Origin of the sequence: Croceicoccus marinus, from assembly GCF_001661675.2 — a bacterium.
Taxonomy (GTDB): domain Bacteria; phylum Pseudomonadota; class Alphaproteobacteria; order Sphingomonadales; family Sphingomonadaceae; genus Croceicoccus; species Croceicoccus marinus.
Genome location: NZ_CP019602.1, coordinates 2,800,012 through 2,820,025, shown reverse-complemented (window position 1 = coordinate 2,820,025; position 20,014 = coordinate 2,800,012). Strand labels below are relative to the sequence as shown.

Sequence of the window (20,014 nt, the reverse complement as noted above, 5' to 3'; positions counted from 1 at the left end):
GCCGATCATCTTCGACCGGCGACTTGCCCGCTATGGCGCGGCTGACCGGCCCGTCCTATGTTGCGATCGATGCAGGACACGGACCATGACCGACTGGAAGAGGATGCGCCGCGCGTAAAGCTGGTCAACGTGCTGCTGTCGATGGTCGCGTTCTGGGCATGCTATTATGTCCTGGCCACCGCGCGCAGCTATCTGATCGGCTTCGAATTCCAGCAGGAGCTGATGGCGCTGCGGCTGGTGGTGATCGTCGCCAGCCTGGCAGTGACGGTGCTGCTGTGGCTGCTGCTGCGCGGGTTCGACCACCACAACCTGTGGGTGCGTTTCGGCGTGGCCTTCGTGGCCGCGCTACCTGCCTCGCTGCTGCTGGCGGTCATCAATACCGAGGTGTTCCGCGAGATCGAGGAGCGCGCGATCTATCGCCTGAACCAGGAGCAGGGGGTGACGGTCCGGCGCGACCAGACCGGCAATATTCTGGTCGATGTGCCCCAGATGCCGACCAATCTTGACGATCTTGATCCGGAGCTGCCCCGTGAAGTGAAGAAGGCGATGGAGCGTGCGGGCCGCGAGGGGGGCAGGGAAGGCGAGCCCATCGTCATAGACCGCGACATGCAGCGCGACATGATGTGGGTGCAGCTGACCGATATCGCGCTGGGGCGCTATTTCCTCTTGCTGGCATGGGCGGCGCTGTATTTCGCGATGACGCAGGCCGAACACGCCCGCGCCGCCGAACGGCGCGAAGGCGAATACAAGAGGGCGGCCAAGGCGGCGGAGCTGAAATCGCTGCGTTACCAGGTCAATCCGCATTTCCTGTTCAACACGCTCAATTCGCTGTCCGCGCTGGTCATGGTGGGCCGCAACGAACAAGCCGAGGCGATGATCCAGACGATCAGCACCTTTTACCGCCGTTCGTTGACCGGCGATCCGGTGGGCGATGTGCCCCTGGCGGAAGAGATCGAGCTGCAGCGTACCTATCTGCAGATCGAATCGGTGCGCTTTCCCGACCGGCTGCGCATCGTGATCGAGGTGCCGAAAGAGCTGGAAAGCGCGCGCGTGCCGGGCATGATCCTGCAGCCGCTGATCGAGAATTCGGTCAAATATGCGGTTGCCCCGGTCAGCCGGACCGTGACGATCTTCATCGCGGCGGTCGAGGAATACGGCCGGCTGGTGCTGACGGTGGCCGATAACGGCCCCGGTTCGCCAGCAAAGGACAAGCGCGTGGCCGCCGATTCGTCAGGGAACGCGGGATCGCCCGGCGATGGCAGGAACGGGTTCGGCATCGGGCTGGCCAATGTCCGCAGCCGGCTCGAGACCCGCTTCGGTAAGGATGTGTCGGTCGTCAGCGGGGATACCGGTAATGGCTGGCGCACCGTCATCCGCATGCCGCTGGAACGCAACACGCGGGGGGAATAGCAATGGCCGAGGGGTCGCGCGACGCACAGGTCCTGTCAACGTTGATCGTCGACGACGAGCCGCTGGCGGTCGAGCGCATGCAGGTGATCTGCTCGCGGCTAGACTGCCTGCGCATCGTCGGGACGGCGGGCGACGGGGCGGCGGCGCTGCGCATGATCGACGCGCTCAGGCCTGAACTGGTGCTGCTGGACATGACGATGCCCGAAGCCGACGGCTTGTCGGTCGCGCGGCGCATCGCCGATGTCGTCGCGGATCCCGCCGAGCGGCCCGCGGTGGTGTTCGTCACCGCGCATGACAGCTTCGCGGTCGAGGCGTTCGACCTTGATGCGGTTGACTATGTGCTGAAACCGGTCGCGCAGGACCGGCTGGAGCGCGCCATCGGCCGCGCGCTGGCCCGGCGCGGCAACGGAACGGCCTCAGGTCGCGAGGAAGGCAAGGCGGCGTGGATTTCGGAATTCTGGGTGCCGCATCGTTCGGAACTGCTGCGCGTCGGTGCCGAGGAAGTCAGCCGCATCGATGCCGAGCGCGACTATGTGCGCCTGCACGTTCCCGGCGGCAGCCATTTGCTGCTCGAGACGATCACCTCGCTCGAACAGCGGCTGGATCCCGAAAAGTTCATCCGCGTGCACCGTTCGACCATATTGCGGCGCGATACGATCACCGGGCTGCGCCATGACGGTCTCGGCGTGTGGTCTGCAGAACTGGGCGGCAAGGACCCGGTGCGGATCGGGCGCACCTATCTGAAATCGGTCAAGGCGATGGCGGGCCGCTGAGGCCAGTATCGCCGGTCTTCCCGCTGCAACCAAAAAAGTGGCCGGCACTATGGCCGGCCCAGGGGAAAAGTCATTTCTTGTCCGCCCTGGGCGGAAGGCATAGCCGGCCCGGGGGACTGGTCCGGACCGGCTATTTACAGACGGCTCGGGATCAGCCGCCGTATCGGGCTTGGCTCACTACAGCGGCGTATTGCTGTTCGCTGTGCCGCATCGCGGATTTCTTGCAGGCCGAACGCTTGCTGGCTTCGACAGCGCCGCGCACGCCCTGGCTGTCGGTGCACACCTTGTTCACGGCGCGCGCGATGCGGCTCTTGAATTCCTTCTGACCGGCTTCGGTGGTCAGATCGAGTCCTGCATAGGACACTTCGGCGCTCTTCGATGTCTCGGCCATTGCAGCCTGCGGGGCGGCCATGGCGAGAACCGGCAGTGCAGCCATGATCATCAGCTTCTTCATGGGTCTCTCCTTCTCTACTGCGGCTCTCCGGTGCTCTCCGGTGCCTCGTCATTATTGGTAGCGGTGCTTTGCGCGTCCTGCCGCAATCGCTCTGCCAAGCGGCGCGAGGGGTCTGCCAATGGCATTTGGCCGCCACGAACGGCACATGGCGACCGGCGAACGACATGAAGTTTTACGGAGGCATGACAGCGCGGAAGATTCGCAAAGCCGGATTGACACGAGTCTCAAGCTCGCTTCCCTTGCCGAAGACCTCGCGTTAAGCGTCGCACGTGGCCCTGTTCCTTCTCTTCCTGCTGGGTGTCGGCAATTTCACGCTGCACAAGGCGGTGCTGGAAAGCGGCCACCCGCTGCTGGGCCAGATGCCGTGGTTCGTGCACATGCTGGGCGGGCGCTTCGGGCTGGTTGTCGAATATCTGCTGCTGACCGCCGCGATGCTGATTTCGTACAACAGCGACGGATCAGGCGGGACGGGGGCGGCACTTGCCTATCTGGGCTATACGATCGCCAATGCGCTGGCCGCGTGGCTGATCATCACGCGCCGCGTGTGATGCCGGCAGCACGGAAGCGGGCCAGCCGGGAACCGGCAGGGTCGTTCCCGCGATTAGAAGGCATGATAGATACACAAGATGTCTGGCTGGTCGCCAATCCGTCCAGCGGAAGCAACGACGACGACGCGCTAGAGGCGCTGTCTCACCATTGCCAGAGCGCCGGGCTGTGCCTGACGCGGCGCATCGCGTTCCCCAAGGAAAGCCTGCCTACGCCCGCAGAACTGGACGCGGCCGGGCTGACATTGATCGCGGTGTTCGCGGGCGACGGCACGATCAACGCGCTGGTCGATGCGCTCAAGGGGTGGAGCGGAGCGGTGCTGGTCCTGCCGGGCGGCACGATGAACCTGCTGTCGCTGCGCCTCCACGGCCCGCGGTCGAGCGAGGAGATCGTGCAGTCGGTCGTGCGCGGCGATGCTCGGCGGGTCAGGCTGTCCGCGGTCCGCTGCGACGATCATATCGCGCTGGCGGGCCTGCTGGTCGGCCCTGCGACCGCCTGGGGCGATGTGCGCGAGGCTATGCGCGAGCTCAAGCTGGCCTCCGTGGTCGAGGAAACCGTGGCCGCCATGAACGAATCGACCGAAGGCGTGCCCGTACGCTGCACCGATCCGGTGGCGGGACGCGCAGAGGGCTATCCGTTGTTGATGGTGACGCCGGAACGCGGGGATTTCTCGATCAAGGCCTATCATGCCGAGGGGATGGTCGAATATGCCAAGCAGGGGCTGGCCATCCTGCGCCGCAATTTCCGCGACGGGCCGCATGACGATCTGGGGAATTACACGACGATGAGAATTGAAAGCGCCGATGGCACCGACATCCCGCTGCTGGTCGACGGCGAAGCGGTCGAGAGCGGCGCATCCGTCAATCTGGCGCTGGACGAATGCGGGGTCGATCTGATCGCCACGGGGGAGGGTTGATGGCCGGCATGAAAGGCCCCGCCGACCGGACAGGCAAGCTGATCTTCCATTTCTCGGACATTCACTTCGGATTGGTCGACCAGGACGCGATCGACTGGGCCAAGGCGGAAGTCGCGCGATTGAAGCCCGACGCGGTCGCGATCACCGGCGACCTGACCATGCGGGCGCGGCACCGGGAATTCGATGCCGCGACGGCTTGGATCAATTCGCTCGACGTTCCGGTAACGGTCGAGGTGGGCAATCACGACATGCCCTATTTCAACCTGTTCGAGCGTTTCACCAATCCGTACAAGCGTTTCCGCGGCATGCAGGACAAGGTCGAGGCGGAGATCGACTTGCCGGGGCTTGCCATCGTCTCGCTGAATACCGCGCCGCGGGCGCAGCCGCGCTGGCCGTGGAGCTATGGTTTCGTCACCGATCACCAGCTGGCCAAGACGCTGAAGGCGGTCGATGAATTGCCGAGCGACCGAAAAATCGTGGTCGCCTGCCATCACCCGCTGGTAGAGGCAGGGACGCGCGGCAAGGCGCTGACCAGGGGCGGGGACAATGCGCTGGCCGAACTGGCGAAGCGCAAGGTGGTCGCCGTGCTATCGGGGCATGTGCACGACGCGTTCGACATGATTGCCGAGACGCCCAATGGCTCCGTCCGCATGATCGGGGCCGGCACGCTGTCGCAGCGGGTGCGTTCGACTCCGCCCAGCTTCAACGAGCTGCATTGGGACGGAGAGACGATTGATGTCGTCGTCCGCAACCTGGAGCAGGTGTCCACTCGCGACATGCAGATCGACGAAGTGCCGGAGGACGCCATGCCGCCGCGCAGGCCCGATGAGCCGGTGGCGCCGGTCGGGCGCGTGCCGGCGGAAGACCCGCCGGTGCATTAGGGCGCCGCGCCAGGGTGCGGCGAACAAGATCTGGCCAACGAAAAGACAGCGGCCAACGAAAAAGGGCGGCCCCGACCGGGTGCCGCCCTTTCCGTCTGGCCGAAGGCCGGATGGTGTGCCGGTATCAGCGCTTGCTGAACTGGAAGCTGCGGCGTGCCTTGGCACGGCCGTACTTCTTGCGCTCCACCACGCGGCTGTCGCGGGTGAGGAAGCCTTCAGCCTTGATCGCACCGCGCAGCGCCGGTTCGAAGCGCGAGAGCGCCTGCGAAATGCCGTGCTTCACGGCGCCGGCCTGGCCCGACAGTCCGCCGCCCTTGACGGTGGCGATGATGTCGTACTGGCCATTACGCTCGGTCACGTCGAACGGCTGGTTGATCACCAGGCGCAGCGTGGGACGTGCGAAATACACTTCCTGGTCGCGGCCGTTGATGGTGATCTTGCCGCTGCCGGGCTTCAGCCAGACGCGAGCGACGGCGTCCTTGCGGCGACCGGTGGCATAGGCGCGGCCCTGCTTGTCCACTTCCTTGTCGCGCAGCGGCATGGTGGGAGCGGCAGGAGCCTGCTGTTCGGTTTCAGCCAGATCGGCGTTGTCGGTCAGATCCTTGAGATCCGACAGGTCTTTCACTTCGTTCTCGGACATCACGCGCTAACCTTGTTCTTGCGATTGCGGGCGGCGATATCGAGCACTTCGGGCTGCTGCCCGTCATGCGGATGCTCGGTACCGGCATAGAGGTGCAGCGCCTTCATCTGCTGACGGCCCAGCGGACCGCGCGGGATCATGCGCTCGACAGCCTTTTCAAGGACGCGTTCCGGGAAACGGCCTTCCAGCACCTTGGCGGGGCTGGTTTCCTTGATGCCGCCGGCATAGCCGGTGTGCTTGTAGTAACGCTTGTCCTGCAGCTTGTTGCCGGTAAAGCGCACCTTGTCCGCATTGATGACGATCACGTGATCGCCGCAATCGACATGCGGGGTGAAGCTAGGCTTGTGCTTGCCGCGCAGGATGTTGGCGATGATGGTGGCAACACGGCCGACCACCAGGCCTTCGGCATCGATGATATGCCATTTCTTCTCGACCTCGGCCGGCTTGATCGACCGGGTCTGGGTGCTGAGCGCCTTCATGGCTTTCAGTTCCTTTGGTTGAATTGTCAGTGCACCGCGCAGCCCGAAACGATTCGGCGTCGGCGCGAAGTGGCCGCGCTTTTGCCGTTCGGGCGCCTGAAGTCAAGCGAAACCGGGCGATTGCAGAGAGGTAAAATAATACCGCAAAGCCTCTGGCGGCTAATTTGCTAGCCGCGCGGTGGTCCCGCCAGACCCCTGCCGGCGCGCCAGTCGGCATGGCAGTTCGCAAGGCACAGCACGGTGATCAGGCCCAGCAGCGCATAGATCGTCCATGGCTCGCTCATCCCCTGCTTCAGCGTTTCGATGATGATGCCGACGGGGAAAAGCCCCGCGGCAAGCCAGGCGAGGTAACGAAGCGCACGCGCGTGCTGTTCATACATGCAGTGTTAGGTCCCAAGGAGTGATACGATCCGCCGCCGTCGATAGCGAGTCATGGTTCACAAAGGCTGAACACTCGGCAGCCCGAGGGGATTTCACGACGAATTTCAGCCCGTGATGAACATTCGCCCATTGCCTTGCCGATCAGGTCGGATGCCGGGAAAAATCGACGGCCCTTGATAGGGCGGTATGGGTTCCGCCCAGCCGATCGGGATGCCCTAAAGGTCGAACGGCGCAGGCGATCAGCTCTCCTCCGGCAACTGCTGCTATGCCGGCAGCATCTTCGTCATCGAACGGACATCGGATCAGCGCGCCGCCCGGATTCCGTCAGCGCAATGCGCTTCCCGGCATGCGGTCGCGGTAGCCCATGGCATGTGCGCCCCACACGGTCACGCACACCAGCAGCGCGCCGAACAGCTGGTGCGCTACCGCGATCCACAGCGCAACGCCGCTCCAAACCGTGGCGATGCCCAGCAGGATCTGGACGCCGAACACCAAATGTATCGCGACCGAGATCGGTCGCTGCGTCGCGCGCAGTTTGCGCGCCATCACGATCAGGAAGCCGACGGTGATCCAGGCCCACCAGCGATGGATGAAATGCACCATGAACGGATCCGCCGTGAACGCGTGCCACGCACCCCGCGACCAATCGACGCCATCGGGAAAGAACGAACCCTGCATCAGCGGCCAGCTGTTCAGCCAGCCTCCGCCCGCCACATAGCCGGCGTTCAGCCCGGCCATCCACGCGCCATACAGCAATTGCAGCGCCACCACGAGCAGCACAACGATCGGGAAGCCGCGCAGCCCGGCTCGCGGTTGTCCCTGCGCGTGATTGGTCAGATCCAGCGCCGTCCAGACCAGCCCGCCCAGCGTGAAGAACGCCGTCATCAGATGGATCGACAGCCAGTAATGGCTGACATCCGTCCGCCCCAGTTCCTGGGCTTCTGCGCCCACGCCCGAGCTGACCATCAGCCAGCCGAACACCCCCTGCATCGCGCCCAGCGCCAGCAGCGCCAGCAGGCGGGGCTTGTATCCGATCGGGATTGCGCCGCGAATCCAGTACAGCACCAGCGGCACGGCGAAGGCAAGTCCGATCACCCGGCCCAACAGGCGGTGGAGCCATTCCCAGAAGTAGATGAACTTGTATTGCGCCAGCGTCATCCCGGCGGGTCCGTTGACCTGCGTATATTCGGGGATCTGGCGATAGGCGTCGAATTCGGCCTGCCACGCCTGTTCGCTGAAGGGAGGGAGGGTACCGGTCACCGGTTTCCATTCGGTGATCGAAAGCCCCGATTCGGTCAGCCGGGTGATACCGCCCACCAGCACCATCATGACCACCAGGGCCGCAACGAAATAGAGCCAGCGCGCGATCGCGTTGGGCCGAGCGGGGCCGTAATTCGCCACCACTTCGAGGGGAATGCCGTCGTTCAAGGGTCTCACGGCGGTGTGCTTTGCCATAATTGCGGGAATTGGCAAGTGGCTGCCATCAGCCGTTGCCTTCAAGGGCATGTTACATTATATCATGCAGCATCATGAAGTCCTCGCACTCTTCCTGCTCGCATTCGGTGGCGGACCGAAGCACGCGTTCCCGGCTCGACCGGGTGGGCATCGTGCTTTCGGGTGCCTGCGCGGTGCATTGCGTGGCGGGGCTGGCGCTGGTGGGGCTGCTGGGCCTTGGCGGGCTGGGCGTCGGCGGGCCGTGGCTGATGGCGCCGGAAATCCATGAATACGGCCTTGTCGCCGCGATCGTCGTCGGCGCGCTGACCATCGGGCTTGGCGCAATGCGGCATGGGCATGTCTGGCCGCTGGTGCTAGGCGCCGTCGGCATCGGGCTGATGACGCTGGCCGTGGCCGGGCCGCACGGCGTGATGGAGGCAGCGCTGACCATCGCGGGCGTCGCGGTGCTGGCGGCAGGCCATGTGCTGAACATCAGGGCCTGTTCCTCGGCGCGCTGATCGCTTCGTCCTGGCGCCGTTTCCCTTGAACTGCGGCCCGGTGGCGCTATGTCGCCTTGCATGGCTCCGAACACGAACATGATCGCGATCACGGTGAACGGGGAAACCCGCCGCGTGCCCGAAAACACCAGCATCGCGCATCTGGCCCGCATGCTGGAACTCGACCCCGCGAAGGTCGCGGTCGAGTGCAATCGCCATGTCATCCCCCGAACGACGCTGGAAACCGTGACCCTGCACGAAGGGGACGAGTTGGAAATCGTCCACTTCGTAGGCGGCGGCGACCATCCGGGCGGTCGCGATCGGCAGGACGCCGTGACGGCGGACGACAGCTGGACCGTGGCGGGCCGCACGTTCCGTTCGCGGCTGATCGTGGGCACGGGCAAGTACAAGGACTTTGCCCAGAACGCCGCCGCGCTGGAAGCGAGCGGGGCCGAGATCGTCACCGTCGCGGTGCGCCGCGTCAACGTGTCGGACCCCAAGGCGCCGATGCTGACCGATTTCATCGACCCGAAAAAGACCACCTATCTGCCCAATACCGCGGGCTGCTTCACGGCGGACGACGCGATCCGCACGCTGCGCCTGGCGCGCGAGGCTGGCGGCTGGGACCTCGTCAAGCTGGAAGTGCTGGGCGAGGCGAAGACGCTTTATCCCGACATGCGCGAAACGCTGAAGGCGACCGAGGTGCTGGCGAAGGAAGGCTTCCTGCCGATGGTCTATTGCACCGACGATCCGATTGCGGCGAAGCAGCTTGAAGACGCGGGCGCGGTGGCGGTGATGCCGCTGGGCGCTCCGATCGGGTCGGGGCTGGGCATCCAGAACCGCGTTACGATCCGCCTGATCGTCGAGGGGGCGAGCGTCCCCGTGCTGGTCGATGCGGGCGTCGGCACGGCGTCGGATGCGGCAGTCGCCATGGAACTGGGCTGCGACGGCGTATTGATGAACACCGCGATTGCCGAGGCGAAGGACCCTATCCTGATGGCCCGCGCCATGAAGCTGTCGGTCGAGGCCGGCCGCTCGGCCTATCTGGCGGGGCGCATGGCGCAGCGCCGCTATGCCGATCCGTCGAGCCCGCTGGCCGGGCTGATCTGAATTGTGGAAAACGCTGTTGAATGGGTCTTGAAGACTCGGAAAACAGCCAAACACAAATTTCAAATCAACGTTGTGTCGCGAGTCTTAGTGTGCGATTTGTCCGGGGCGGATAAAACCGCTGTGGTAGTAGTTGGCCTGCCGACTTCACGATTTAATGCATGAATCCGAAGCTAAGCTGACGAGGCCAGCGCCGGGTGTGAGCACGGACATGCTCCACTCGGCCTAGCCGCAGCCGCTGATATGCTCGGACGTTTACCCGTCGCATATAGCGCCTCCTTCCATACGGGTTGAAGCCCGCTCTCCGAAAGGCACGATTGCCTCCGCCCTTTTCAGAGGCGCTCGCGTCGGAATGGAAGGTCGACAGACCAACTACCGCATTCTGTATCGCTGTGTGGGTCAGACAGTGTCAACGCAGGTCGTACGCCGACCGGTGGATAGAACCAGGCTTTTCCACGGAAGGCGTTAAGCCCCTGTCTTAACCCGATGCTAACCCTCTGGCGCGACAACCGGGGGAGTGGATCGGCTGGCGAATCGTGCCTGCCCTCTCACCGGGCGAATGCGTTGTCCGGGCAAGCAGGGGAATTACCGGATGGGCTATCTCGATACGGCGAACCTGGCCATTGCCGAGATGCGCGAATTCGCCGAATTCGAACCCGCGGAGCAGCGCTATATCAGGCGCAGCCTCGATGTCGGGCTGGCCCGCGCCGACGCGTTCGAGCGCTGGGCCCGCAACGACCAGGAAACCGCCTCTATCCGGCGGCAGTACCTGGCCTATCAGGAATTGAACGCCTTGCGCGGGGCGGCGCCCAATTCGCGCAACGACATCCGGCTGGACAGCTATATCGGGCGACTGGTGCGCGTGTCGATGTTTGACCTGGGCGAGGGGTGCCTGTTCGGCTTTCCCGCCTATCGCTTCCTGTACGAGCGGCTGCTGGGCCCGGATGCGCGTCCGTGGCTGCCCGCCACCTTCTGCGCCGCTGCCGCTCTGCCGCAGATCGCTCCGGAACGGCGCAAGAAACTGCTGCATTCGATCAGCGAAGCGGCAGCCTGCGCGCCGGGCTGGTCGCGGCGGAGGCCGGGGTTCTTCCCGGATTACCTGCCTGCGGACGAGGAAATCGGGCTGGGCGAGGACTGAAGTCCGCCCCCCGCCGCAACGCTTTGCCGGTCAACACGGGGCCGGTCAACACGGGGCCGGTCAACGCGGGACCGGTTTACACAGGCGACACATCCTACAACCCCTGTCACCCGGCCCAGATCCGCGGAATTACGGGGGTTTGCGGCCCCTGGTTGACACATCGGGGGGTGCGCGAAATTCATACCATGGCAAAGAGCGATTGCGCCGGTGCGGCGCGCTTGCCTGTCTAGCGAATCGCCCGCGTGTAGGACAGGCCAATCGCCGGTGCGATCAATCGAGCAGCAGCGCCAGGCTGACGCGCGCGGTGCCGGTGCGAAACAGGCCGATGGTGCGCGCCGCCGCCAATGACAGGTCGATCACGCGGTCGCCGTGGAACGGGCCGCGATCGTTGATGCGGACCACGACATCCTCGCCATTGCTGGCATTGGTCACGCGCACCCGGCTGCCCAGCGGGAGCGTGCGATGCGCCGCGGTCAGCCGAGCGGGATCGAAGATCTCTCCGCTGGCGGTGGGGTTGCCTGCCAGTTCGCGGCCGTAATAGCTGGCCTCTCCGCTGCCGATATGGCTTTCGTCGCCCGCCGGTGCCGCGCCGTTGTCTTGTGCGCCGGGGCTTTGCGGGCCGACGACCGGCTGCGCCTCGACACTGGCCACGCCGCCGCCGAGCCGGACCAGATCGGGCGTGCTGCTGTTCTCGTAAAGGGCGAAGGACAGGATCGCGGCCAGGCCGGCCAGTGCCCCGGTAGAAGCCGCCAGCAATTGCCGCTGCGATTTAAGCCGAAGCAGCATGCGCAGCCGCTCGCGGCGGCTGGGCAGATGATGCGCCGGGTCCTGTTCGGGCGAGTGATGGGCAGCGTCGTGACGGGCGGGAATGGCGGCTTCGATAGAATGGTCCATACCCAACTAACGGACAGTCCCCCCCTGGATGTTCCGAAATAACCGGAATCCGCCAGAAGCGGCGCCCCGGCGCGGGATGTTCCCGGGGTTGCGCGGGCCCGAAGGACCGCTGCGAGCCGTTCGACGCCGCAGCCGCGGCAAATCCGCGGCTCGGCAGCTTTCGGCAGCAGCCCTTGATACGGTGTTCGTCGTCATTATCTAGTGCACGAGATAATAGTGGACTAGAGATGTCGGCAAAGCACAACAGCGTAGGCACCCAGCTATCGTTTGCACTCTACGGAGCAGCGAACCGAATGGTCCGTTTGCACAAGCCCTTTCTCGAGCCCCTCGGACTTACGTTCCCACAATATCTGGTGATCCTCGAACTCCTCGACGGCGCACCGCTGTCGGTTGGCGATCTCGGCGGCCGATTGGGAATGGACACTGGCACGATCACGCCGCTTCTGAAGCGGCTCGAAACGTCCGGATTTGTAACCCGTAATCGTGACCCGAACGATGAGCGCCGCGTGCTGGTGGACGTCACGACCCGAGGCCGCGAGATTGGTCCTGACGTCAGGCGGATCACCGATCAGATCAGGTCGGCGTGCCAGCTTACCGAACAGGGCGTCGACGATCTTAGAAAGACCCTTGAGGCGCTGGCTCATCCCGCGAACGAAACGAAATGACAGAAGGACAAGATCATGAAAATCGGAATCCTCGGCACCGGCAATATTGGTGCGACACTGGTAAAGGATCTGGCGGCGGCGGGGCACGAGGTGAAGGTGGCCAACTCTCGCGGTCCTGACACTATTCCCGCTGAACTGCTGTCCAGCGGCGCACAGGCAGTCACAAAGGAGGAAGCGCTTTCAGACGTGGAGGCGGTAATCCTTTCGATCCCACTCAAACGCATTCCCGACATCGCGCCATTGGTTGCCAGGCTGCCGGACGATACGGTCGTGATCGACACTTCCAACTACTACCCATTCCGTGACGGCCAGATCGAAGCCATCGAGAGCGGACAGGTAGAAAGCCTGTGGGTGATGGAGCAGCTTGGCCGCCCCATTGCAAAGGCGTGGAACGCCATTGGCTCTGCGTCCCTGGCGACCAAAGGTCAGCGTCCCGCAACACCGGGCCGCATCGCGCTGCCTGTTGCTGCCGACCGCGATCGCGACCGTGAAGTCGCTATGGCGCTTGTCGAAGACACAGGTCTCGATGCCTTCTATTCGGGTTCGATTGCGGATTCGTGGAGGCAGCAGCCTGGAGCGCCGGCCTATTGCACGGACCTGACCTGTGAGGAGATGGAACCGGCTCTTGCTGCCGCTGAAAAGGAAAGACTCCCGAAGCGCAGGGATTTGGGTGTGGCAGTCATGCAGGAACGCCTTGGAGACGGCACCACAAACCCCGACGCGGAGTGGGGAGTTCGAGTAGTCCGCGCGATCAACATGTAAGGAAGACAGAACGCGAGTGTCGCCTTCACCAAGGCGCCACTCGCTACCGGTAATCGGTCAGCGATACATCGCGTTCAGCCGGTCGCCGTAGCGTTCGCGCAGCTTGTGGCGGCGGATCTTGATCGAGGGGGTCATTTCCTCGTTCTCGATGCTGAAGGGTTCGTCCGCGATCATGATGCGGCGGACCTTTTCGATCACCGACAGATCGGCGTTCACGCGGTCGACCGCGGCGCGCAGGGCGGCGCCGAATTCGGCGTCTTCGCGCCACTGCGTCCAGTCGCCCGCGCGGCCGTTCGCCTCGGCCCATTCGCGCGCCCATTCGGTGTCGGGGACGATCAGGCCGACCAGATAGGGCTTGCGGTCGCCGTGGACCATCGCCTGCCCGATCTCGGGCTGGAGGGTGAGCATGCCCTCGACCCGCTGGGGCGCGACATTGTCGCCCTTGTCGTTGATGATCATGTCCTTCTTGCGGTCGGTGATGACGATCCGCCCGCGATTGTCGATATGGCCGATGTCGCCGGTGTGCAGCCAGCCGTCCTGCAGGGCGCGGGCGGTTTCCTCGGCATTGCGCCAGTATCCGTGCATCACCAGCTCGCCGCGCACCAGGATCTCGCTGTCCTCGGCGATGCGGACCTCGACCCCTTTCAGCGGCGGGCCGACCGTATCCATCTTGAGGCCGGAGCGGGGGCGGTTGACGCTGATGATCGGGCCGGATTCGGTCTGGCCGTAACCCTGCAGCAGCGGCATGCCGAGCCCGGTGAAGAAATAGCCGATCTCGGGCGTGAGCGGCGCGCCGCCGGACACCAGCGCCTTGATGCGGCCGCCGAATTTCGCGCGCGCCTTGGGGCGCAGCGTGCGTTCGAGGAACAGGTTCTCGATCGTGTCGAGCACGGGGCGCGTCTTGCCGTGGCCTTGCCGTTCGGACAATCTGCTGGCGCGTTCGGCCAGCGTCTCGGCCACCCTGCCCTGTTTCGCCAGCTGCTTGAGGATGCGGGTGCGCAGAACCTCGAACAGGCGGGGGACCACGACCATGATCGTGGGCTGCACTTCCTCGATATTGCCGGCCAGCTTGTCGAGGCCTTCGGAATAGAAGATCTCGGCCCCCAGGGCGATCGGGAACGCCTGGCCGCCGGTGTGTTCATAGGCGTGGCTCAATGGCAGGAAGGAGAGGAAGCGTTCCTTGTCCCACCCGAAGTCGCGCGCGATCACGTCGCCCGCGCCCGCCGCATTGTGCAGCAGCGCGCCGTGGTGCTGGCGCACGCCGCGCGGCAGGCCGCCGGTGCCGCTGGTATAGATGATGCAGGCCGGATCCTCGCGCTTGATCCCGGCGATGCGCGCGTCGACCGCCCGGCGCGCCGTTTCGGCATCGCCTTGCAGCAACCTGGCCATGTCGTGATACTGCACGCTTTGCGGCGGGCGGATCGGCTCCATCGCGATGACCAGCTCGGCGCAATTGCTGGTGACGACGGCGGGCATCAGGTTGCTGGCGAGCTTGGGGCCGGAAACGATCACCGCGCGCGCACCCGCATTGTCGATGACGTGCTGGTGGTCGTGCACGGTGTTGGTGGTATAGGCGGGCACGGTGATGAGGCCCGCGGCCATGATCGCAAGGTCGGCGATGCACCACTGGGGCCGGTTCTCGCTGACCAGCAGGACGCGGTCGCCCCTGGCCAGGCCCAGCCTGAGCAGCGATTCCGCCAGCAGGCAGACCTGCCGCGAGGCCTCGGCCCAGCTGATCGAGCGCCATTCGTCGCCGTCCTTGGCGAACAGGAAGGGCGCATCGCCCAGCACGTCGGCGCGCGAAAGGAACAGCGAGATCAGATTGGGCGCGCTTTCGATATCGGCCAGCGCGAATCCGTGCGGGCCGCGATCCCGCGAGGACCCGCCCCCGGACATGCCGGTTCCCGATGCCCGATCCCGAGATGTGCTGCCCGGATTGCCTTTTGCCATGTCGCCCAGCCTTGCCTTTCCTTCGCGGCATCGCCCCTGCGCGCATGCTGGATGCCGGGCAGGGCTGCCGTCTCCCGCCCCAGCATCTAGGATGGGCGGGGCGTTGGGGCAAGCAGGGGGTGGGGCAAGCAGGGGGTGGCGGGCAGCAGATGTGCGCGCCTGGCGGGGTGTGCGGGCCTAGGGCGTGACCATCGCGCCTTCGCTGCGCGGGTCGGCGGCGCCGACGGGCTGGCCGCCCACCCATTCCACCGCATTGGCCTTGAGCCTGCCTGGCATGGTGGTGGCATCGCCGTGCCCCAGCGCGCGAAAGGCGGGGAGCATGGCTTCGAGATCGGTGCCTTCCTCGACCAGCAGGGTGTCGCCCGGCGAATAGACGAAGGGCAGCGCGATAGCTTCTTGGGCGGAAAGGCCCCAGTCGGTCACGCCGATGATCGCCTTGGCGACCTGCGCGATGATCGTCGTGCCGCCCGCCGCGCCGACCGCCAGCCGGGGCTTGCCGTCCGGGCCATAGACGATGGTCGGCGACATGGACGATCGCGGGCGCTTGCCGCCCTCTACCCGGTTGGCGACGGGCTGGCCGTTCACCATGGGCACGCGCGAGAAATCGGTAAGCTCGTTGTTGAGGTAAAAACCGTTCACGAACAGGCCCGATCCGAAGGCTGCCTCGATCGTGGAGGTCTGGCTGACGATCATGCCGTCGCCGTCGGTGACGACGAAATGGCTGGTGCCGTGTTCGGCCTGTTCGGGCTGCGGCGCATAAGCCAGCGATACGCCAACAGGCGTGCCCGCGCTGGCGGAGGCCATGGTGCTGCCCATGTCGATCAGTGCGCTGCGGCGGGCAAGGTAGTCGGGATCGGTCAGGCCCTGCACCGGGACCTGCACGTAATCGGGATCGGCCAGATATTGCTCGCGGTCGGCATAGGCGAGGCGCTGCGATTCGGCGAACAGGTGCCAGCCGACGGGATCGTCCGGGCCATGCGCGGCCATGTCGAAGCGTTCCAGCTGCTTCAGGATCGCGAACACGGTGGTTGCGCCCGACGATGGCGGGCCCATGCCGCAGATGCGATAGACGCGGTAGGTGCCGCACACCGCATCGCGTTCCAGCGCGCCATAGGTGCCGAGGTCCTCTATTGTCATGTCGCCGGGATTGACCGGCGCGGTCTGCACCGCCTGCGCGATGCTGGCCGCATTCTCGCCGGTGTAGAACGCCTGCGGCCCCTGTGCCGCGATGCGTTCGAGCAGGGCGGCAAAGGCCGGGTTGCGGATCGTCGAGCCGATGGGGGCGGGATTGCCGCCGGGATAGAAGATCGCGCGCGCATCGGGCGACAGCGGGCCGGTCAGATTCGCAGCGGCCAGCGTATTGTGCAGGCGCGGCGTCACTTCGAAACCGCCGCGCGCCAGTTCGATGGCGGGCTGGAACAGGCGCGCCCAGGGCAGCCTGCCGTGCTTGCCGTGCGCCATCGCCATCAGCGCGACATTGCCGGGAACCCCGGTGCTGAGCCCGCCCGGCCACGCATCGGGAAAGGACATCGGCTTGCCGTCCCGCATGAAGCGGTCGGGCGTGGCCGATGCGGGCGCGGTTTCGCGCCCGTCAAAGGTGACCGGATGCCCGTCGCCGGGATCGAGCACCAGGAAGCTGCCGCCGCCAATCCCCGAGCTTTGCGGTTCGACGACATTGAGCGCGAGCAGCGTGGCGAAGCCCGCGTCGACGGCATTGCCGCCCTCGCGCAGGATGCGCGCGCCCGCATCCGCCGCGCGGCGGTCGGCGGCGCTGACCACGCCGCCGGCGGGGCGCGTTTCGGCGGCAGGCGGCGCAGGCGGGGCAGTGGCGACATCGGCGGGCGCGGCGCAGCCTGCCAGCAGGGCCGAGGCGAACAGTGGGAGGAAAAACTTCGGCTTCATGCGTGTTCGCTCCCCACGGCGTCGGCCATCGAGGTGAAACCGTCGCGGCGCATCAGCGCGGGCAGGCCGCGCACGATCCGGGCGCCGATGCCCGGTCCTTCATAGACCATCGCGCTGTAAAGCTGGACCAGGCTGGCCCCGGCGCGGATGCGCTGCCACGCATCTTCCGCCGTGGCGATGCCGCCGATGCCGATCAGCGGAACGGCGCCGCCGCCCGATCCGCCCAGCGCCTTGCGGAAATCGCGCAGGCGCTGCAGCGCCATTTCCCTGAGCGGCGCGCCCGACAGTCCGCCCGCCTCGCCCGCGTGATACGAGTGCAGCGCGGGACGTTCGATGGTGGTGTTCGCGACCATCAGCGCGCCCAGCCGCTTTTCCACCGCGATGCGCGCAATCGCGTCGATGTCGGCGCTCTGCAGGTCGGGCGCGACTTTCAGGAAGACCGACACGTCATTGCCGCGTGCTTCCATCACCACGTCGAGCAGGCCGCCCAAAGCCGCGGGGTCCTGCAAAGCGCGCAGACCCGGCGTGTTGGGGCTTGAGATATTGACCGCCAGATAGGACGCGTAAGGCGCCATGGTGCGCGCCATCACCGCGTAATCGTTCACCCGGTCGGCGCTGTCCTTGTTGGCGCCGATATTGATGCCGACGATGCCGGGATGGCCGGCGCGGCGCTTCATCCGCCGTTCGACCGCGGCGGCGCCATCATTGTTGAAGCCCATGCGGTTGATGACCGCATGATCCTGTTCAAGCCGGAACAGGCGGGGTCTGGGATTGCCTTCCTGCGGTCGGGGGGTGACCGATCCCAGTTCCGCGAAGCCGAAGCCGCAGCGCAGCAGCGCGTCCGGCACCTCGCCGTTCTTGTCGAAGCCGGCGGCCACGCCGACCGGGTTGGGAAAGCGCAGCCCCGCGATCCGGACCGCGAGCGCCGGATCGGGGCGCGGCGGGCTGGCCAGCAGCGAGGACGGCAGCGTCCCCAGTGCCGACAGCGCAAGCCCATGCGCCTTTTCGGCATCGAGACGGAAGATCAACGGACGAAGAAGCGAATAGACCATTGCCATATCGCGTATGCGAGAGCGCGCGCGCTGTCGAATTGTTTTCAGGCCATTTCCGGGCCGCGATTTGCCTATGGCGGCGCGATGCGGCAGAGATGGGGAAATAGTTTCTTCTGCATCCATCCGGAGACGCATCTTGACCCATTTCCCGCGAGCCATGGCGTGCCTGCTTGGCGGCAGCGCCGCCCTTGCCCTTTCCGCCTGCGCCGCCACCACCGACATGGCCCAATCCCCACCCGCGCCCGCAGCGCCTGCCCCGGCCCAGCAGCCCGCGGCGACCAGCCCGGCGACCGCCTCGGCCATTCCGGCAGCGCAGACGGCCGCCGTCGATGCGGCCATCGCGGCGAACGACATCAATGCGTTCTTCCAGGCCTATGAGGAAGCCAGCCTGTCGCTGAGCCCGCAGACCAAGACCTATCGCGGCATCCGCGACGAGGATTACGGCGAGTGGAACGATCCGTCGCTTGCCGCCGACCTGCGCGACGCGGCGATGGACCGCGCGTTCCTGGCCCGCATGGAAGCCGGGTTCGACCTGTCGCAGCTGCAGGGGCAGGACGGGCTGTCGTACCGGCTGTTCAAGGCGGCGATCGAGCGCCAGCAGAGCCTGGTCCCGTTCCGCGAGAACGGCTATCTGTTCAACCAGATGTTCGGCGAGCAGAGCGGCATCCCGTCGTTCCTGGTCAACATGCACAGGGCCAGCGACAAGGCCGAGGCAGAAGCCTATGTCGAGCGGATCGCGGGCATCGGCGATTACATGGGCGAGCTGGTGCAGCGTTCGGCCACTCGCGCCGAGGCGGGGGTGATGCCGCCGCGCTGGGTGTATGCCTATGTCCTGTCCGACATCGACAATCTGCTGACGCCCGCTGCGCCCGCCTATGAAGGCAATGCGATCCTCGACGATTTCCGCGAGAAGGTCGCCGCGCTGGACATCCCGCAGGCCGGGAAGGATGCGCTGGTCGCCGATGCGATCGCGGCATGGGAAGCGAATGGCGCGCCCGCCTATCGCGAGCTGCGCACCGAGATGCTGCGCCAGCAGGCGATGGCCGGGACCGACGACGGCGTGTGGCGCCTGCCGCAGGGCGAGGCCTATTATGCGGCGCTGCTGAAGAACTATACCACCACGGACCTGTCCGCCGACCAGATCCACCGGATCGGGCTGGCCAATATCGAACGCATCCACGGCGAGATGCGCGCGATCATGCAGCAGGTGGGCTTCGAAGGGACGCTGCAGGAATTCTTCGAACATACCCGCACCGATCCGCGTTTCTATGCCGACAGCCGCGAGGAATATCTGGGCAAGGTCGATGTCGCGCTGGAGGCGATGGAAGCCGAGCTGCCGAAATATTTCGAGGTGCTGCCGCAGGACGCGCTGCAGGTGAAGCCGGTCGAGGCGTTCCGCGAGAAATCGGCGGGCAAGGCGTTCTATTCGCGCCCCGCGCCCGACGGATCGCGGCCGGGCATCTATTACGTCAATCTCTACAAGCTCGATTCGATGAGCCTGAACGAGCTTGAGGCACTGGCCTTCCACGAAGGTCTGCCCGGGCACCACCTGCAGCTGTCGGTGCAGACCGGGCTGGGCGAACTGCCGCCGTTCCGCCGCTTTGGGGGCGTCACCGCCTATTCGGAAGGCTGGGGCCTGTATTCGGAAAAACTGGCCAAGGACATGGGGTTCTATACCGATCCCTATTCGGATTTCGGCCGGCTGCAGATGGAATTGTGGCGCGCGGCGCGGCTGGTGGTCGACACCGGCATCCATTCCAAGCGCTGGAGCCGCGAGCAGGCGATCCAGTACCTGACGGACAACACGCCCAATCCCCAGGGCGACATCACCAAGGCGATCGAACGCTATATCGTCTATCCGGGGCAGGCGACCGCCTATATGATCGGCAAGCTGAAGATCGAGGAACTGCGCGACAAGGCGCAGAGGGAGCTTGGCGACGCGTTCGACATTCGCGCGTTCCACACCGTGATCCTCGAGAATGGGCCGGTGCCGCTGAACATCATGGAAGAGAATGTCGATGCTTGGATTGCCGAGGTAAAGACCTCCTGAGAACGACTCGCAAGAGTTAATCATCGCTTGCATCCGCGTAGGTGCGTCACTAGCTGCAATTCGGAACGAATTGGTCCGAATTA

The 20,014-nt window shown here is 65.4% G+C and carries 20 protein-coding genes; 11 read left to right on the top strand and 9 right to left on the bottom strand.

Features of this window, described 5'->3' with window-relative positions:
• Positions 1 to 69: 69 nt before the first annotated feature.
• Both A9D14_RS13365 and A9D14_RS13360 read left to right on the top strand, forming a co-directional pair.
• The gene (locus tag A9D14_RS13365; protein WP_066849220.1) at positions 70 to 1,410 is read left to right on the top strand and encodes a sensor histidine kinase; all 1,341 of its coding nucleotides are present in this window, start codon (positions 70 to 72) and stop codon (positions 1,408 to 1,410) included.
• A gap of 2 nt (positions 1,411 to 1,412) precedes the next feature.
• Positions 1,413 to 2,183 (top strand): LytR/AlgR family response regulator transcription factor, encoded by a 771-nt coding sequence (locus A9D14_RS13360; protein ID WP_198302022.1) that lies wholly within the window; start codon positions 1,413 to 1,415, stop codon positions 2,181 to 2,183.
• A 151-nt stretch (positions 2,184 to 2,334) separates the two neighbouring features.
• Here the strand turns inward: A9D14_RS13360 and A9D14_RS13355 are convergent, their stop codons facing one another.
• The gene (locus A9D14_RS13355) at positions 2,335 to 2,637 is read right to left on the bottom strand and encodes a UrcA family protein (protein WP_066847362.1); all 303 of its coding nucleotides are present in this window, start codon (positions 2,635 to 2,637) and stop codon (positions 2,335 to 2,337) included.
• A 269-nt stretch (positions 2,638 to 2,906) separates the two neighbouring features.
• Between A9D14_RS13355 and A9D14_RS13350 the strand changes: the two genes are divergently transcribed.
• From A9D14_RS13350 to A9D14_RS13340, 3 genes are all read left to right on the top strand, one after another.
• Positions 2,907 to 3,185: a hypothetical protein gene (locus A9D14_RS13350; RefSeq protein ID WP_066847359.1), complete on the top strand. Its 279-nt coding sequence runs from the start codon at positions 2,907 to 2,909 to the stop codon at positions 3,183 to 3,185.
• A 62-nt stretch (positions 3,186 to 3,247) separates the two neighbouring features.
• Positions 3,248 to 4,099: a diacylglycerol/lipid kinase family protein gene (locus A9D14_RS13345; protein WP_066847353.1), complete on the top strand. Its 852-nt coding sequence runs from the start codon at positions 3,248 to 3,250 to the stop codon at positions 4,097 to 4,099.
• Positions 4,099 to 4,980 carry a metallophosphoesterase family protein gene (locus A9D14_RS13340; protein WP_232468594.1) on the top strand — a complete coding sequence of 294 codons (882 nt, stop codon included), beginning with the start codon at positions 4,099 to 4,101 and terminating at the stop codon, positions 4,978 to 4,980. Before A9D14_RS13345 ends, A9D14_RS13340 begins: the two co-directional genes overlap by 1 nt.
• A 124-nt stretch (positions 4,981 to 5,104) precedes the next feature.
• Here the strand turns inward: A9D14_RS13340 and rpsI are convergent, their stop codons facing one another.
• The 4 genes from rpsI to A9D14_RS13320 all read right to left on the bottom strand — a co-directional run bounded on the left by rpsI (position 5,105) and on the right by A9D14_RS13320 (position 7,809).
• Complete coding sequence (gene rpsI, locus A9D14_RS13335; RefSeq protein WP_066847350.1) at positions 5,105 to 5,620, bottom strand: 30S ribosomal protein S9; 516 nt, start codon at positions 5,618 to 5,620, stop codon at positions 5,105 to 5,107.
• On the bottom strand, positions 5,620 to 6,099 hold the full coding sequence (rplM, locus tag A9D14_RS13330; RefSeq protein WP_066847347.1) for a 50S ribosomal protein L13: 480 nt from the start codon (positions 6,097 to 6,099) through the stop codon (positions 5,620 to 5,622). The genes rpsI and rplM overlap by 1 nt, the downstream gene beginning before the upstream one ends.
• A gap of 167 nt (positions 6,100 to 6,266) precedes the next feature.
• Positions 6,267 to 6,479: a hypothetical protein gene (locus A9D14_RS13325; RefSeq protein ID WP_066847344.1), complete on the bottom strand. Its 213-nt coding sequence runs from the start codon at positions 6,477 to 6,479 to the stop codon at positions 6,267 to 6,269.
• Between the two features lie 325 nt (positions 6,480 to 6,804).
• On the bottom strand, positions 6,805 to 7,809 hold the full coding sequence (locus tag A9D14_RS13320) for a COX15/CtaA family protein (protein ID WP_232468945.1): 1,005 nt from the start codon (positions 7,807 to 7,809) through the stop codon (positions 6,805 to 6,807).
• Between the two features lie 200 nt (positions 7,810 to 8,009).
• On the opposite strand from A9D14_RS13320, the gene A9D14_RS13315 reads away from it, so the two are divergent.
• From A9D14_RS13315 to A9D14_RS13305, 3 genes are all read left to right on the top strand, one after another.
• The gene (locus A9D14_RS13315) at positions 8,010 to 8,432 is read left to right on the top strand and encodes a MerC domain-containing protein (RefSeq protein WP_066847341.1); all 423 of its coding nucleotides are present in this window, start codon (positions 8,010 to 8,012) and stop codon (positions 8,430 to 8,432) included.
• A 60-nt stretch (positions 8,433 to 8,492) separates the two neighbouring features.
• Positions 8,493 to 9,521 carry a sulfur carrier protein ThiS gene (gene thiS / locus A9D14_RS13310; protein ID WP_083987929.1) on the top strand — a complete coding sequence of 343 codons (1,029 nt, stop codon included), beginning with the start codon at positions 8,493 to 8,495 and terminating at the stop codon, positions 9,519 to 9,521.
• A gap of 589 nt (positions 9,522 to 10,110) precedes the next feature.
• A complete protein-coding gene (locus A9D14_RS13305; protein ID WP_066847338.1) occupies positions 10,111 to 10,656 on the top strand; it encodes a hypothetical protein in 546 nt (181 codons plus the stop codon).
• A 270-nt stretch (positions 10,657 to 10,926) separates the two neighbouring features.
• Here A9D14_RS13305 and A9D14_RS13300 read toward each other — a convergent pair whose 3' ends face one another.
• A complete protein-coding gene (locus tag A9D14_RS13300; RefSeq protein WP_332459771.1) occupies positions 10,927 to 11,550 on the bottom strand; it encodes a septal ring lytic transglycosylase RlpA family protein in 624 nt (207 codons plus the stop codon).
• Between the two features lie 293 nt (positions 11,551 to 11,843).
• Here A9D14_RS13300 and A9D14_RS13295 point away from each other — a divergent pair, with 293 nt between their 5' ends.
• Together A9D14_RS13295 and A9D14_RS13290 are read left to right on the top strand one after the other, a co-directional pair.
• Positions 11,844 to 12,215 carry a MarR family winged helix-turn-helix transcriptional regulator gene (locus tag A9D14_RS13295; protein ID WP_066847335.1) on the top strand — a complete coding sequence of 124 codons (372 nt, stop codon included), beginning with the start codon at positions 11,844 to 11,846 and terminating at the stop codon, positions 12,213 to 12,215.
• Between the two features lie 15 nt (positions 12,216 to 12,230).
• Entirely contained in the window at positions 12,231 to 12,977 is a 747-nt protein-coding gene (locus A9D14_RS13290; RefSeq protein ID WP_066847332.1) for an NADPH-dependent F420 reductase, read from the top strand.
• Positions 12,978 to 13,034: 57 nt separating this feature from the next.
• On the opposite strand, the gene A9D14_RS13285 is transcribed toward A9D14_RS13290, so the two are convergent.
• The 3 genes from A9D14_RS13285 to A9D14_RS13275 all read right to left on the bottom strand — a co-directional run bounded on the left by A9D14_RS13285 (position 13,035) and on the right by A9D14_RS13275 (position 17,881).
• Positions 13,035 to 14,873 carry an AMP-dependent synthetase/ligase gene (locus A9D14_RS13285; protein WP_066847330.1) on the bottom strand — a complete coding sequence of 613 codons (1,839 nt, stop codon included), beginning with the start codon at positions 14,871 to 14,873 and terminating at the stop codon, positions 13,035 to 13,037.
• 231 nt (positions 14,874 to 15,104) lie between these two features.
• Positions 15,105 to 16,829 carry a gamma-glutamyltransferase family protein gene (locus A9D14_RS13280; RefSeq protein ID WP_066847326.1) on the bottom strand — a complete coding sequence of 575 codons (1,725 nt, stop codon included), beginning with the start codon at positions 16,827 to 16,829 and terminating at the stop codon, positions 15,105 to 15,107.
• Positions 16,826 to 17,881 (bottom strand): quinone-dependent dihydroorotate dehydrogenase, encoded by a 1,056-nt coding sequence (locus A9D14_RS13275; protein WP_066847323.1) that lies wholly within the window; start codon positions 17,879 to 17,881, stop codon positions 16,826 to 16,828. Before A9D14_RS13275 ends, A9D14_RS13280 begins: the two co-directional genes overlap by 4 nt.
• 136 nt (positions 17,882 to 18,017) lie before the next feature.
• Here A9D14_RS13275 and A9D14_RS13270 point away from each other — a divergent pair, with 136 nt between their 5' ends.
• Positions 18,018 to 19,931, top strand: a complete 1,914-nt coding sequence (locus A9D14_RS13270; protein WP_415877337.1) for a DUF885 domain-containing protein — start codon at positions 18,018 to 18,020, stop codon at positions 19,929 to 19,931.
• Positions 19,932 to 20,014: the final 83 nt, after the last annotated feature.

Bases quoted from the DNA above. Each gene is read 5' to 3' on its own strand.
- A9D14_RS13365 (WP_066849220.1), top strand. From the start codon at position 70: ATGCAGGACACGGACCATGACCGACTGGAAGAGGATGCGCCGCGCGTA.
- A9D14_RS13360 (WP_198302022.1), top strand. From the start codon at position 1,413: ATGGCCGAGGGGTCGCGCGACGCACAGGTCCTGTCAACGTTGATCGTC.
- A9D14_RS13355 (WP_066847362.1), bottom strand. From the start codon at position 2,637: ATGAAGAAGCTGATGATCATGGCTGCACTGCCGGTTCTCGCCATGGCC.
- A9D14_RS13345 (WP_066847353.1), top strand. From the start codon at position 3,248: ATGATAGATACACAAGATGTCTGGCTGGTCGCCAATCCGTCCAGCGGA.
- A9D14_RS13340 (WP_232468594.1), top strand. From the start codon at position 4,099: ATGGCCGGCATGAAAGGCCCCGCCGACCGGACAGGCAAGCTGATCTTC.
- rpsI (WP_066847350.1), bottom strand. From the start codon at position 5,620: ATGTCCGAGAACGAAGTGAAAGACCTGTCGGATCTCAAGGATCTGACC.
- rplM (WP_066847347.1), bottom strand. From the start codon at position 6,099: ATGAAGGCGCTCAGCACCCAGACCCGGTCGATCAAGCCGGCCGAGGTC.
- A9D14_RS13325 (WP_066847344.1), bottom strand. From the start codon at position 6,479: ATGTATGAACAGCACGCGCGTGCGCTTCGTTACCTCGCCTGGCTTGCC.
- A9D14_RS13320 (WP_232468945.1), bottom strand. From the start codon at position 7,809: ATGATGGTGCTGGTGGGCGGTATCACCCGGCTGACCGAATCGGGGCTT.
- A9D14_RS13315 (WP_066847341.1), top strand. From the start codon at position 8,010: ATGAAGTCCTCGCACTCTTCCTGCTCGCATTCGGTGGCGGACCGAAGC.
- thiS (WP_083987929.1), top strand. From the start codon at position 8,493: ATGGCTCCGAACACGAACATGATCGCGATCACGGTGAACGGGGAAACC.
- A9D14_RS13305 (WP_066847338.1), top strand. From the start codon at position 10,111: ATGGGCTATCTCGATACGGCGAACCTGGCCATTGCCGAGATGCGCGAA.
- A9D14_RS13300 (WP_332459771.1), bottom strand. From the start codon at position 11,550: ATGGACCATTCTATCGAAGCCGCCATTCCCGCCCGTCACGACGCTGCC.
- A9D14_RS13295 (WP_066847335.1), top strand. From the start codon at position 11,844: ATGGTCCGTTTGCACAAGCCCTTTCTCGAGCCCCTCGGACTTACGTTC.
- A9D14_RS13290 (WP_066847332.1), top strand. From the start codon at position 12,231: ATGAAAATCGGAATCCTCGGCACCGGCAATATTGGTGCGACACTGGTA.
- A9D14_RS13285 (WP_066847330.1), bottom strand. From the start codon at position 14,873: ATGTCCGGGGGCGGGTCCTCGCGGGATCGCGGCCCGCACGGATTCGCG.
- A9D14_RS13280 (WP_066847326.1), bottom strand. From the start codon at position 16,829: ATGAAGCCGAAGTTTTTCCTCCCACTGTTCGCCTCGGCCCTGCTGGCA.
- A9D14_RS13275 (WP_066847323.1), bottom strand. From the start codon at position 17,881: ATGGTCTATTCGCTTCTTCGTCCGTTGATCTTCCGTCTCGATGCCGAA.